The 12,993-nt window shown below is 33.6% G+C and carries 12 protein-coding genes, 2 tRNA genes and 1 pseudogene; 7 read left to right on the top strand and 8 right to left on the bottom strand.

The window, feature by feature from the left end:
* Window positions 1-322 precede the first annotated feature (322 nt).
* Both AAAY30_RS06760 and AAAY30_RS06755 read right to left on the bottom strand, forming a co-directional pair.
* On the bottom strand, window positions 323-565 hold the full coding sequence (locus AAAY30_RS06760) for a T6SS immunity protein Tdi1 domain-containing protein (RefSeq protein WP_295026010.1): 243 nt from the start codon (window positions 563-565) through the stop codon (window positions 323-325).
* A 63-nt stretch (window positions 566-628) separates the two neighbouring features.
* Window positions 629-820 (bottom strand): annotated as a pseudogene (locus AAAY30_RS06755) (GAD-like domain-containing protein); the annotation flags it as partial.
* 347 nt (window positions 821-1,167) lie between these two features.
* Here AAAY30_RS06755 and AAAY30_RS06750 point away from each other — a divergent pair.
* Window positions 1,168-1,887 carry a LytR/AlgR family response regulator transcription factor gene (locus AAAY30_RS06750; protein ID WP_252559541.1) on the top strand — a complete coding sequence of 240 codons (720 nt, stop codon included), beginning with the start codon at window positions 1,168-1,170 and terminating at the stop codon, window positions 1,885-1,887.
* Window positions 1,884-3,182, top strand: coding sequence for a sensor histidine kinase (locus tag AAAY30_RS06745; RefSeq protein WP_252559540.1), 1,299 nt, complete (start codon window positions 1,884-1,886; stop codon window positions 3,180-3,182). Before AAAY30_RS06750 ends, AAAY30_RS06745 begins: the two co-directional genes overlap by 4 nt.
* A 259-nt stretch (window positions 3,183-3,441) precedes the next feature.
* On the opposite strand, the gene AAAY30_RS06740 is transcribed toward AAAY30_RS06745, so the two are convergent.
* The 3 genes from AAAY30_RS06740 to AAAY30_RS06730 are packed head-to-tail and all read right to left on the bottom strand — an operon-like array spanning window position 3,442 to window position 7,528.
* Entirely contained in the window at window positions 3,442-3,723 is a 282-nt protein-coding gene (locus AAAY30_RS06740) for a hypothetical protein (RefSeq protein WP_302191445.1), read from the bottom strand.
* Window positions 3,724-3,774: 51 nt separating this feature from the next.
* Window positions 3,775-5,004 carry a hypothetical protein gene (locus AAAY30_RS06735; protein ID WP_370740069.1) on the bottom strand — a complete coding sequence of 410 codons (1,230 nt, stop codon included), beginning with the start codon at window positions 5,002-5,004 and terminating at the stop codon, window positions 3,775-3,777.
* A gap of 1 nt (window position 5,005) precedes the next feature.
* Entirely contained in the window at window positions 5,006-7,528 is a 2,523-nt protein-coding gene (locus AAAY30_RS06730) for a DNA cytosine methyltransferase (protein WP_302191447.1), read from the bottom strand.
* A 295-nt stretch (window positions 7,529-7,823) separates the two neighbouring features.
* Between AAAY30_RS06730 and AAAY30_RS06725 the strand changes: the two genes are divergently transcribed.
* Entirely contained in the window at window positions 7,824-8,198 is a 375-nt protein-coding gene (locus tag AAAY30_RS06725) for a tyrosine-type recombinase/integrase (protein WP_417425203.1), read from the top strand.
* Between the two features lie 100 nt (window positions 8,199-8,298).
* Here the strand turns inward: AAAY30_RS06725 and AAAY30_RS06720 are convergent.
* The 3 genes from AAAY30_RS06720 to AAAY30_RS06710 all read right to left on the bottom strand — a co-directional run bounded on the left by AAAY30_RS06720 (window position 8,299) and on the right by AAAY30_RS06710 (window position 9,458).
* A tRNA-Gln gene (locus AAAY30_RS06720) sits at window positions 8,299-8,373 on the bottom strand.
* 129 nt (window positions 8,374-8,502) lie between these two features.
* Window positions 8,503-8,565: transfer RNA gene (locus AAAY30_RS06715), tRNA-Ser, on the bottom strand.
* Window positions 8,541-9,458, bottom strand: a complete 918-nt coding sequence (locus tag AAAY30_RS06710) for a tyrosine-type recombinase/integrase (RefSeq protein ID WP_195410783.1) — start codon at window positions 9,456-9,458, stop codon at window positions 8,541-8,543. Before AAAY30_RS06710 ends, AAAY30_RS06715 begins: the two co-directional genes overlap by 25 nt.
* Window positions 9,459-9,573: 115 nt before the next feature.
* Between AAAY30_RS06710 and AAAY30_RS06705 the strand changes: the two genes are divergently transcribed.
* The 4 genes from AAAY30_RS06705 to AAAY30_RS06690 all read left to right on the top strand — a co-directional run bounded on the left by AAAY30_RS06705 (window position 9,574) and on the right by AAAY30_RS06690 (window position 12,985).
* Window positions 9,574-9,795 (top strand): hypothetical protein, encoded by a 222-nt coding sequence (locus AAAY30_RS06705; RefSeq protein WP_177379018.1) that lies wholly within the window; start codon window positions 9,574-9,576, stop codon window positions 9,793-9,795.
* 12 nt (window positions 9,796-9,807) lie between these two features.
* A complete protein-coding gene (locus AAAY30_RS06700) occupies window positions 9,808-10,833 on the top strand; it encodes an ArdC-like ssDNA-binding domain-containing protein (RefSeq protein ID WP_418525227.1) in 1,026 nt (341 codons plus the stop codon).
* 105 nt (window positions 10,834-10,938) lie between these two features.
* The gene (locus tag AAAY30_RS06695) at window positions 10,939-11,739 is read left to right on the top strand and encodes a ParA family protein (protein ID WP_195410786.1); all 801 of its coding nucleotides are present in this window, start codon (window positions 10,939-10,941) and stop codon (window positions 11,737-11,739) included.
* Entirely contained in the window at window positions 11,732-12,985 is a 1,254-nt protein-coding gene (locus AAAY30_RS06690) for a ParB/RepB/Spo0J family partition protein (protein ID WP_499215917.1), read from the top strand. Before AAAY30_RS06695 ends, AAAY30_RS06690 begins: the two co-directional genes overlap by 8 nt.
* Window positions 12,986-12,993 lie beyond the last annotated feature (8 nt).

Genomic DNA, 12,993 nt, shown 5'->3' with positions numbered 1-12,993 from the left:
ATACCCGCAATTTTTGAAAAAATTGAGTAAACTTTTTTGTTTTTGGGAGGATAATTTAGCGTTAGCTAAATTTCAATCCCCAACCGACACTATGCTAAACCATAATTTACCCCAACTATTGACATAGAGCCTATAAATTTTATAACAATATAAATAAAAAAAGCAGTATCCTCATTAACTGCAGATACCACTAAAACATATAAGATACTATCAAATTTAAAATTAAATCTCGTTGCCTAACATCTTGCTCCCTCTCTCTTTAAACATCAATATTGCCGATTACTCAGTTTTTATAAATCTCAAGATGTCAGGCAGAACGGATTTACATCAGTATGAGGAAATATGAATTTATCAACGCTATGTGCTCCGGTATCTGAAATTTTTTCAGATTATCGGTGTCTTCGTCCCCACCGAGCGCTAATAAAGGCATATAACCAAAACACTCTATATACAACAAATTTCCATGTTCATTAACAGCTTTATAATACTGATTCAAGGAAAAAAATTCGTTTAAAAAGCTCTTGTCTGCAAGTCTTTTTAAAAAGAAATCAAAATCTTTGAGCATCAGTTCACATTTTCCGTAGCGAAAATACATTATACTTATATACTCGCCGCTTTCCAAGGTAATTATGTCACCAAATGCAGTTACAAAAATTGGAACTGCGTCTTTATACGGAAAGTATGAATTATCAATTATACTTTGATAATCATCGGGATTAATCACTTTAATATATCCGTTCATAAAAGTGCCTAATCCGTAATTTTGCCAAATTTTAAGCAAAGTTTCAGGAATTTTATTCTTGAATTTGTTAATAACATTGTCATTAACTTTTGCATATGATTAAAAATCCTGTAATGCAACTGTATTCAAGAGTATTTCTCCCTTTTTATTTTATACAAACCTCCGTACCGTTGCACAGCACCGCTTTACTTCACACATCATATCGCAGATGTATGAAGTAGCTGTGAAGTGCCATAATCAAAACCGCTAAATACAAAACTTCTAAATGTACTTGTTTTTCCTCTATTTACTGTTTTTATTATAGCACAAGGATTTTCATTTGTTACAGTTTGGGCAAAAACGCATTAAAAAAAGTCAAAAGTGATGTTTTTTATATGACAAATTAAAAATTATGTTGTATAATATCTTCTAAAGGGGGAATTTCGGTGCTTAATATTCTGCTTTGTGATGATGATAAATCAATACTCGAAAAAGTACGGTCACTTATACGTAATCTTCAAAAAAACTATAAAATAGAATTTAATATAGATATGCGTACCTGCGGTGATTTTATTTTTAAAGAAAAACATTCTTACGACATCGCTATAGTCGATGTTCAAATGCCTGCCGTAAACGGACTTGAGGTATCGGAAAGATTAAAACAATTAAACCCTGACATTATTATTATGATTCTTACCTCATATCCGGCTTACCTTGACAGTGCAATGAAAATTCAGGTTTTCAGATATCTTTCAAAGCCGATTGACACTGAAAGGTTTAACAGAAATTTTCTTGAAGCCGTTGACTATTACAAGAAAATCAGTAAAAGTATTATAATAGAAAAATATGACGAAATTTTCACCGTAAAAACAAGGGATATTCTCTATATTGAAAACAGAAAACACGGTTCACTTATCGTTACTAAATACAAATCATACGAAACCAATAAGAAACCTGCCGAATGGTACGAAATAATCAATCAGCCTAACTGCTTTGTCCAATCGCATAAAAGCTATATCGTAAACTTACAGAATGTAATTAACTTTGATAAAAGTTCAATTACATTTCAGGGGGCCAATGAGAATCTTATGGAGCATTGCATTTCGCAAAGAAAATACGCAGAATTTAAAAAAGCCTTTTTTGATTTTGCGGGAGGTATTGTATGATAATTTTCAGCTATGCGACGGTAACGGTATTTGGGGCAATCATTTCTTACATATTTATTTCCAGCAAATTTGCTCAGAAAATGAGCAATATGGGTTTATTTTTATGTTTTTCATTGTCTGCTGCACTGCAATTTATAATAAATACGGTAGGTGTCGAATATTCAAATATTGTAGCATTTTTAGCTTGCAATCTGTTGCTGTGTATTTTTTGCTTTAACACAAATGTTTTTCAAGCAATATTTACTTCAATTCTTCTCACATCTATAACTCTCATAACAAAAATGACTCTGCTGTTTCTTGTAATGGTAACTTTTAATATTGATATTAAAGGAATCACTGAGAACGGTATGATATTTTTCTTATTAAGCGGCAGCTCGCAGTTATTTTTCTTCTTTATTGCATACTTTGTATCTAAAATTTCCGTCAAAGAAAATAAAGAAAATTTGAAGCTAAATAAAACAGATATGCTTTTCTTTCTGCCGATGGCGTCAATACTTATAATATGCGGTATGTCATACATTTCGCTTAACTATAAACTTGACGAATTTACATATGTTTTGTTTGCGGTAGGCGCTCTGCTTTTAATGTATTCAAATATAGTTGTTTTTCTTGTACACGAAGACGTATTGAAAACTCAATACGAAAACACGGCGCTAAAGCTGCAAAAGCAAAAATCAGAAATTGATACCGAATATTACTCTATTTTACAAAATCAATACGAAAATTCTAATATTTTAATTCACGATATAAAACGCCACTTGCTTTCAATAAAAGAACTTTCAAACGAAAAAGACTTTGAAAGCATAAACAAATACATTGACAGTCTGTATGAAGATTATCAGATTAAATACTTAAAGAAATACAGCGATAACAAACTTATAAATGCAATCATAAACAGATATGTCAGTGCTTGCAAAGATAAAGAGATTGACTTCTACTGCGATATTCGAGATATAGATTTTTCTTGCATTTCAAATAACGATATAACATCATTACTTGATAATATTCTTGAAAACGCTCTCGAGGCAACGCAAAATGCCGATAACAAAAAAATTGAGCTTACAGTTAAGCAAACGAACACAAACTATATTGTAATCAACATATGGAATTACTGTGCAAGTGCTCCTAATCTTAAGGACGGCAAATTACAGACAACCAAAAGCAATAAATTTATTCACGGCTACGGAATAAAAAGTATAGAACGAATAGCAAAACAATACAACGGTAATGTAAGTCATAATTTTGACCCCGAAAATATGAAATTCACTCTCGCAGTTGTTTTGAAAATTAAATAAAATAATAACACAAAAAAGCGATGACTGATAAAAAAAGTGGTTCATCACTATTTTTGTGGGATGGTGAACGGACAGAAGGAATATAAAGATAGCGAATCAAGGTAAAGAAGAAGTCATCATCAAGCCAATCATTAATGGTATCGTCTATTGCCAAAGGAAAACGAGCCTATAAGCTTCCTCATAGGCTCGCAAAGCTATTTCAGGAACTACAATCAAACAGCTTTTAAAATCACTACATCTTAGATTCGATATTGCTCAATCAGTGGGACTTGATGTATTCAATAAACTCTTTACAATTAATTCTACCATAGATACTATCATTTCCAGCAGTCATAATACGTTTAAGGCATTCTGGAACACCGTCTTCACTTCTGAAATGAATTCTGTCTTCAGAACCCCAAGCACCCTGATTCTGATTATCCTCATGAATATTATAGTCAACATTAGCAGGAGTGTTCTTAATATATTCAATAGCTTCGTCACGTTCTTCCACAGAATCAAAATGAACTTGACCGTTCTTACCGAACACAAGTTTTTCCATTGGCTTTTCACCTCCGTTCTATAATAACATCTGATTGTAGTCAGGAGAATATCAAGTTGAATAAGCTAAGTTTATCGCAGTAACTAAGCCGTCATAATCACCGTTTTCAATTTGACTAAATGAATCACTTTCAAGACCGATGAACAGAACATACAAGAACTTTTCAAAAGAGTAGATTGGTTCGGAATGGTGTTCTATATCATATCTTATTGTATCAGATTTTGCTAGCAAGCAGATATGTTGATATTCACGATTGATTTTTTGAGTATTTCCATTTGGGTGGGCATAATTCAAGTGTTGCGTAGGCGTTAATGCAATCAAATTTTTGATATAGTGGCAGATCGTAGGATAGTCAGCTTCGGGGAATATGTGATGGATATGCGTTGCTATATCACCGATATGCTGCTTGTCATAAGTAACTTCTGTATTGCCTGCACGGAACTGATCGTTATAAATGCGAACAATTTTCTTCGCTTTTGCAGACATATATTTTGTAAGATTTTTGTTTACACTGATTTTTGCAGTTTTCTCATATTCTGAACGAGTCATATCTTTGGGCTTATCGGAATAAATGTCCCTGAAGTTATCACGATTATACATTAACATATCGTAAGTAATCTTATGCTTAGAGAGTCTGCCTTTTTCCGTCCCCTCTGTTCCATGAAGAAACGCAAGAGGGTTAATAACTTTAGTGAAAATTCTTCTGCACTCTGTTCTTCCATTTATAGGAGTATAAGCGATGATGAAATCTTCATAGTTTTCTTTGAGATTATCAAAATCCTCTTTACTTGTATTGTTAAAAAAGCCATTAAATAGCTTCATTAATCCTGAATCAGTTAAAACCTTAGATATATAACACTGCAAAAAGGTCAAAGCATTGTAATCACGCAAGGATAGGTATTCCATAATCTCCTCATTAGCAATGCGATAAAAGTTTCTGTTTTTATTCTTTTTCTTTTCAAGGATACCTGCGTAAGCCATCAACTCCATAGGTTGCTGAAAGAATTTATCATATTCATTTCGAGCTTTTGATTCATCAGGATTAGGTTTCTTGAAAATGTTTTCTACATATTTAACGGTGTAGTCATTATGCCAAATATCCATTGACGAGAAGAAATCATTGCCTTTTTCAGCAACATAATTCACAATGCAGTCAGCAATTATGGAGATAACATCAGGAGTACACTTCTGATCAATCCACCTTGCGTTATGTGATAGTCGGATGTCATAATTTTTTTGAGAAAGAAATGAATTAATCTCCTTTTTACTTAAAAATCTCATATTATACCTCTTTTAGTAAACCAAAGAAGAAAACTGAATTACTATCAACATTGAGGGAACGAGTTTGATAATTTCGTGCTATCTTATAGAATGCTCTATATTCTTCTGTTGAGAAATATCCTCTTTGGGTGTCATTTATTGTATAACCATCTTTTAGCGTTAATATTGCAACCGAACCATTAACAAGCACATATGGGGGCTTTTTTATCAGACGTGGCTTATAAGTCATATTGGGGGTTAGGTATACTGTGTCATTTTCATAATAAAAGTAAACGCTTAACCTCCTAGCATCTTCCGAAGATATATAGGAGTCATAACCCTTTATATCTTCAATTCTGGTTCCAGAATCGTTGATATTACGAGATTTGATAACTCTTATATCACCCTTATCGGAAAGTAATTTATTAGTAATTTGTCGATCTCTAAACACCCTAAAAACATCAAAAACAAGTCTTTTGGCTATGGTATCAAAAAAATCATTTCGATAGATTAACCAATATGGAAAGTGATGATCGGTAATGTAACTCTGCTTTTGAATTATGGTTATTTGCTCAGTTATTGACCGTACAATTGTTTTAGCTCCTAATTCCAAAGTATTAACATTAACGCATATTGTTTCAACCAAAACGCCTTTAAACCCATTTTCTCCAAAATCAATTATAGAATCTATACGTTTTTTTTCCAATATCTCTCTTGTTTTCTTGAATTCGGGGGTATTCAAAAGAAATTTAGGAACGATTAAAGAAACATAGTTACTGATTTGTACTGCTTTCTCCAAAAAGAAAGAGAAAGTATTGGTTGTATCTGTGTTTACCGCCTGTGCTTTATATAGTTTCAAAGTACTATTATTTGAGCTTAATTTATTGAAAGGAGGATTACCAATCACTAAATCATAATGAGTATTAAACTTATGAAGCAAGAAATCATCATTGATGAAATTGATTGTTATATTAGCAGGGAGATTAAACTTGTTAATAATATATTTTAAGACCGAAATAACACTAGAATCAATATCAACAACATCAATTATGATTGATTTGGCAGAAGCGTACTTTTTGATAACGAATGGTATGAAATTGCCTGTTCCAACGGAAGGCTCAAGAATATGAATTACATCTTTGTTAATATCGGGGAGATACTTCATTATCTCATTAAGTATAGACTTATCTGTAAAAAAAGCAGCATTATGCTCACGCTTAGCATTTGCATACTCAACAACCTTTGAAATAGATGATATGCCAACTGTATCAAAATTAGCAGAAATATAGCCAATGATACTATCGAGTGAACTTAGATCTGTTGTGTCAATCAGCTTTTTAACCTCTGCATCGACGAGGTGCTGCTTACTGAAAAAAAAAGCAATCTTATCAGCAATGCTATCAAAAATAGCTGTTGGCACAGCCTCTCCTAAGCATTGTCTAATTTTTATCTCCTCTTTTTTCAGAAAAGCTCGTTTTTTCTCAATAGAGAGGGAATTAAGTGTTTGTTCAGATATATTAGTCCACCTAAAAGAATTAGGAATTGTCATCATCAGCATTAGTTCTCTAATGCTGAATACTCGATCATCACTTGGGTGTATAGTATTCTGACTTGCAAGCTGGTCATTCCTTGTATGAATACACGGTCCAACCTTATCCCAATATTGCCTACGATATTTATCTCCGTTTTTGCGAATATTTACAACTATCTCACCATTTACGACTTTATGGGGAACTTTGTGTATATCGGACTGGTCAAATGCGGATTCACCCTCTTTTAAGTCGGCAATCCAACTACGCATATGTTCAGGATATACCCGAAAAGCGTGATATATGTCGGTATTACTTATTTCTCCAAAATTTTTCAGAGCTGGCAAGTTACCTATAACATTTCTCAAAGTCTTTTCTTCTTGATAGTCAGGGAATAACTCAAAGGGAGAAATAAAGTCTGCCAAGTCCTTTCGAACCCCTATGACAATAGTTCTCGAACGACTTGAACACGCTCCATAGTTCTTGAAGTTGATGACTTGTGAGTAAGTAGCATATTTAACTCCCAAGTGTACATCTATTGCTTCTGATATTTGCTTTTCTGTCCCATCAGTATCAGTACATATAGTTTTCATAAAAGAAGGAACATTTTCAAATATGAAGAAAAGAGGATTGATCTCCTCAATAATTTTTATAGACTCAATAACAAGAGAGTTTCTGACTATCTCATTATCAGCCTTTTTATGATTAGCTACTGACATTCCTTGACACGGAGGTGTAGATATAATAACAGTCACATTGTTGATTTTTTCATTTTTTTTCCAACGCTCAACCTCGCCGAGTAAATGCTGTTTAACGCTATTTTCTGTAATATCACCACAAATATAGCCAGTTTCATATTTACACTTATTATTAAACTTCTGTACATTTATACGGCGCTCAACAATTTCATTTGTTGCGATACACTCAAATCCGTGCATCTTAAATCCATAGCAACCGACACCTGCACTGCTAAAAAGGCTAATATAGGTTAATATATTATCTTTGAATTTTTTCATATCAACCACCATTCATATACTTGCATTTAAAAAAATATATAAAATATAGCAGCTTAACGACTGCAAGCTATATCTTATTATTATACTATAATAAAGTGCTGAAGTCAATGATTTTTTTCTGAAATTCACACATAATCCATCTGCGTTGTGAATAGATGTGACCCAATTTGTGCAAAAAATAAAAGCAGTTCTATGGTACAATGTTTTTGTCCGCCTTTGGAATGGAGCGTAGCGGAACGGAAAAGGCGGACAAAAACTTCGGCTCACGCCGCAAGTTTCTCTGTCAAGATCTGATTTGGACTCTTGTAGCCAAGCGCCCCTCTCCTCTCATAGGCTTTGTCAAGAAAAGTGTGCAAGCTATTTCTTAACTTACACACTTTATTTTACAAGTTCTTATCTTGCATTTCGTTCAGAGAAGCCCTGTTACTCAGACTCTCTTTTCTTAACTATGGAAAGAGAACCTATTACATCAAATGCAATAAAAATGCTATTCCAGCGTTTAAAAATTTCATCAGGCATAAGTCTGCTGTATCCGCACTTGTTAAGACATACATTTGCAACGAATTATATTATCAGGGCGGTAATCTTGAAGTACTCAGGGTCCTACTCGGTCATAGTTCTATCTCAATCACTCAAATATATATTCATTTGGCTGCACAAATGCAATTAGTGAATAATAAGTTTGATAGTCATTTAGACACCTTGACTTAGACCCCTTGATTTTTTAACACTCCAAAAAGAAAAGCACCGACTTCAAAAATCGGTGCTTATGGCTGGGCTGGCGGGATTCGAACCCACGGGTGACGGAGTCAAAGTCCGTTGCCTTACCGCTTGGCGACAGCCCAATATATAATTTTTGTGTAAAACGCTTATTCTAATCAGCGCAACTTAAAAAGTTGTTTGTGCAAACTACCGACAGTGTCTTTTACATTTATATAAGTAAAGCCGCAAAGGCTATATACCTTGCGGCTTTATGGTGACCCATCGGAGATTCGAACTCCGGACACCTTGATTAAAAGCTACCACTATATTGAGCCAATTTATTATCATATTGACAAAATAATTTATCAATATGACTATGATAACGCTGATTTAGTATTCTTTGTTGTGTAGCTAAATGCACATATTTCATTGTCATTTGTAAACTTGTGTGTCCGAGCAATATTCGCAGTTCTTCAACATCACCGCCATAAAGGATATAGTTAGTCGCAAAAGTGTGGCGAAGTAAGTGAGGGTGCAATCTGATAATTCCTGTGCTTTCTTTTAAATCTTGAAAATACATCTTGATTGTATTATCGGTAATCGGTGTACCATCTTCTTTTTGGAAAAAGCGTTTTTCATATTCGTTTCTCATGTGTGAATAACGATTAATATATCGCTTAGTTTCTTCACCAAAAGGTACTAATCGCTCTTTTTCTCCTTTACCTTGCACTAACATAGTGTTGTTATGCATAAATATGTTTTTTGATTCAAGACTTACTACTTCTCCTCTTCTCAGACCTGAATCAAGCATAAACATTACCATTAATTTATTGCGAATACCAAAGTATGAGTTATCAAAATTATTGAGAAGTATTTTTACTTCTACATCTGACAAAGGAACTATATTGGCAATTTCAGCTTTAATAAGTTTCAACTTACCCACATTTTGAATGAACTCATTTTCATTTAACCATAATAAAAATGTTTTCACTGCTCTTGTATAAGTTTGCAGTGATATTTTTTTAGTACCGTTTTTATTTTCAATTAAATAGAGTTTGTAATCTTCAAATAAATGAGTATAAACATCTTCGACATTTTCTATTTTGTTATCTACACACCATTCAATGAACTTCGGTAAATTATATTTATAATATTTTAAAGTTTGTTCAGTTACACCTTCAGAAATTTTTTCTTTCAAGAACTGCTGATAAGCAGCACATAAAGTCATAAAATACACCTCGTAAGCAATCAGGTAACAATATTGTAACATATTGTAATAATATGGTCAATATTCAACAACTTTGTTTATGAGGTCTTTTTTATATAAAAAACAGGAGGCAGCTATGAGTATATTAAGTTTTGAAGAACCATACACAGACAATGAGGTTGTCGGATATTATGAAGATAAACTTATTGTCAAGCGTGAGGACGGCGAATTATTTTTCTGTGAAATACCCGAAAATCTTATTGAAATAGGAGAAACTATTTCTCCAAAAGATTTAACAAGTATTGCAGAATTGCCGTATGATGTACAAAAAGGGATTATAAATCAATATGCAGATTGAGAGGTGTTGAATTTGGCTTACGATCCGGCAAAATCAGAACAGACAAAAGAAGAAATGAAACAAAAGGTCATTGAACTTGCTAAGAACTTTAAAGATAATCCGCAGAATATGATTGAATACTTGCAATTTTCAACTCGTTTTTATAACTACAGTTCAAGAAACACAATGCTTATTTATCAGCAAAATCCGGGTGCAATGTTTTGTAACAGCTATAAAGCATATCAGGATATGGGTTATTCGGTTAAGCGTGGCGAACACGGAATGAAAATACTTGTGCCAACTATAAAGACATACCTTAATATTGACGGCAGCCCTGTTCCTCTCAGTAAAGCTACAAAAGAACAGAAAGAGGCTTACAAGCAACATAGAATTGAGGCAGAGCAACGAATACATTTTAAAGTCGGTACTGTTTTTGACATAGCACAAACAAATTGTCCTAAAGAAGATTATCCTAAATATTTCGATCTTGGTTACACATCAGAACAGCATAAACAGCTATACGAACTTATGAAAACATATTGCGAAAAAGAGTTGAATTGTAAAGTACACGAAAATCAATTTAATTCAGTATCACTGCGAGGCTTCTTTGATCCTGCAAGCAATTCAATTTCGCTTAGCGGTATGTTTGACGATTCAACAAAATTATCAGTACTTACACACGAAACCGCACACGCTATTTTACATAAAGAGCTTGATAAAACTCAAATTAAAAGTGAAGCTCAAATGGAATTTGAAGCTGACGCAACATCGGTAATGTTGCAGTCATACTTTGGCTTGCAAATACCTGAGAGCAGGCAAAGACATCTTGCCGATCAATACAAAACAATGTGTGCAGACAAAAATATCTCTTCGGCTGACATTACAAAATCACTTGATCACTCTCATAGAGCATATAAATCAGTTGCGGATAATATCAACAATAGTCTAAAACCTGAACTTACACCATCAATTAAAAATGTTCAGGCTGCACAGGTGACACAACCCATTTTACCAAATCAAATAGCAATGCCCGATATGGGAATGGCTATGATGATGTAATTATGACTGCTTTTTCGAGCAGTCTTTTTATATTATTCAAACTAACAAGTGTCCCACGGTGGGACACTTAGTAAAAAATTTATCATTTAATCGGGGGAACGAAAAATGAAAGAAAATAACAAAGCAATAAAAATTGCAGTATCAAATCAAAAAGGTGGAGTAGGAAAAACTACAACTGTATTAAATCTCGGAGCAGCACTTGCTGTTAATGATCGCAGAGTATTACTTGTTGATTGCGACCCACAGCACCATTTATCAAACTGGCTTAATTGGGAAGCCGATGGCAAGCCTACAACATCCGATATTATTTTCAGCACAGTTACAAAACAAAATGTAAATTTTAAAAATTGTATTCGTTATTGTGAAAAAGAAAACTTTGACTTTATACCGTCAATTAACTTGCTTGCCGGTATGCTTGGAATTATTGCTGCAGATGATAACAGTTCAACTGTAATTTCAAGAATTTTTGAGAATGACTACTTTAACGAAAATTACGATTACATTATATTTGATTGTCAAACTGCTCTTGATTTGCTTGTTACAAATGTTCTCAACGCTTGTGATAAGCTGCTTATTCCTGTTCAGGCAGATTTACTCAGTTATGAGGGCGTAGAACAAATGCTTGACAGTTTTATGCGAATTAAGAAAGATACCGATATTCGTAAATATCTTCTCGGAATGCTTGTTACTATGTATCAGACTAATACAAGACATTCCGCTACAATTTACAACGCACTTAAAGAAAGTTATAACGATCTTGTTTTTAATACATATATATCATATAGAACAGAAACAAAAAACTCAGTAGGTTTTCATCGTAGCAGCGTTTCAGACTGCAAATCAGTTGTAGGTGCTCAGTATATAGAAGCTGCACATAGGATTATGGAGGAATGTGAAAATGCCTGATTTTTTTAAACCCAAAAAGCAAATATTAAAAACACCGGAGCAGGCATACTCTGAATTGCTCGGTGGAAGCACGGAAAATCAAGTTGTAGAAATTGACATATCATTGATTGATGAAATAGATGACCAACCGCAGAGTATACATCAAGATAAAATAGATAATATAGCAGAAAGTATGAAACACATAGGACAGATTGACCCTGTTACTGTTGTGAAGTCAAAAAAAGAAGGCAGATATGTTTTACTTGCAGGCAGGCACAGAAAAAGAGCATGCCTACTGAATGGGCAAAAATCTGTTAAAGCAATAATAAAAAGCGAAACCGACCCGGACAAGCAAAGGCTAATCTTATTGGCCACTAATAATGACCGCAATACAGACTATCTCCCTTCTGAACTTGCTTTCAGTTATGCGGAACAATCCGAACTATTAAAAAAACTTGGCAGTAAATCTACCGTATCAGCTATAGCAGAGCAAAACAACACAAACAGAAAAGCTGTTCATCGACACATCAGACTTACATATCTCATTAAACCTTTACTTAACAAAGTTGACAGCGGAGCAATTACAGTCGGTGCAGGATATGAACTTTCATTCCTTTCAGAGGAACAACAAATCTCATTGCTTAATTTTATTCTTAATAATGCCTCGGTTTGCCAAAAGATTGATAAAGACATTGCAAGAAGAATAAGACTTGAACCTGACAATCTGCAAGAAATCTTTTATCAAAAAGTTGATGTGCCGGTATTATTTGAAGAAGAAGCTGATATTGAGGAAGAAAATATTGAAATTGAACCTCTTAAAGCAGAGAAAGAAAAAGTTAATAATTCATCTGAAAAGGCAATTAATCCTGAACCAAACAACCACAAGTGTCCCACGGTGGGACACTTAAAGGAAAAAGAGCAGTTACCGAACGAACTGACTATGACCTTATCAGCTACAGTTTTAAACTGTACAAGCTCGGTATTAAAATATTACGCAACTGCATTTCCTACCACTGCCGAATCAGTTAATATGTTTAGTCAACGATTTAAGAATTTTTCTGCAAACGGTAATACACAAAATTATGTTCCATATCAGGAATATCAAAATTGCGAATACAAATTAAAGTTTCTTAAAAAGCAGCTTGAATTTTATCTTAACAATAATAAATATACAGTTGCTTACAATGAACTTGATGAGTTTATACGCAGATATTTAAGAAAATTTTTCCCAAAAGAAAGACTCATTGAAGTTATATCAAACACTTAAACAGCTTT

Origin of the sequence: Ruminococcoides bili, assembly GCF_040093295.1 — a bacterium.
GTDB lineage: Bacteria > Bacillota > Clostridia > Oscillospirales > Acutalibacteraceae > Ruminococcoides > Ruminococcoides intestinale_A.
Note: the sequence above shows the minus strand (reverse complement) of the source record. Positions and strands in the feature narration are given on the sequence as shown.

What these genes read in the sequence shown, in the direction of transcription:
- AAAY30_RS06760 (WP_295026010.1), bottom strand. Translation starts at nt 565, where the DNA reads ATGCTCAAAGATTTTGATTTCTTTTTAAAAAGACTTGCAGACAAGAGC.
- AAAY30_RS06745 (WP_252559540.1), top strand. Translation starts at nt 1,884, where the DNA reads ATGATAATTTTCAGCTATGCGACGGTAACGGTATTTGGGGCAATCATT.
- AAAY30_RS06740 (WP_302191445.1), bottom strand. Translation starts at nt 3,723, where the DNA reads ATGGAAAAACTTGTGTTCGGTAAGAACGGTCAAGTTCATTTTGATTCT.
- AAAY30_RS06735 (WP_370740069.1), bottom strand. Translation starts at nt 5,004, where the DNA reads ATGAGATTTTTAAGTAAAAAGGAGATTAATTCATTTCTTTCTCAAAAA.
- AAAY30_RS06730 (WP_302191447.1), bottom strand. Translation starts at nt 7,528, where the DNA reads ATGAAAAAATTCAAAGATAATATATTAACCTATATTAGCCTTTTTAGC.
- AAAY30_RS06710 (WP_195410783.1), bottom strand. Translation starts at nt 9,458, where the DNA reads ATGACTTTATGTGCTGCTTATCAGCAGTTCTTGAAAGAAAAAATTTCT.
- AAAY30_RS06705 (WP_177379018.1), top strand. Translation starts at nt 9,574, where the DNA reads ATGAGTATATTAAGTTTTGAAGAACCATACACAGACAATGAGGTTGTC.
- AAAY30_RS06695 (WP_195410786.1), top strand. Translation starts at nt 10,939, where the DNA reads ATGAAAGAAAATAACAAAGCAATAAAAATTGCAGTATCAAATCAAAAA.
- AAAY30_RS06690 (WP_499215917.1), top strand. Translation starts at nt 11,732, where the DNA reads ATGCCTGATTTTTTTAAACCCAAAAAGCAAATATTAAAAACACCGGAG.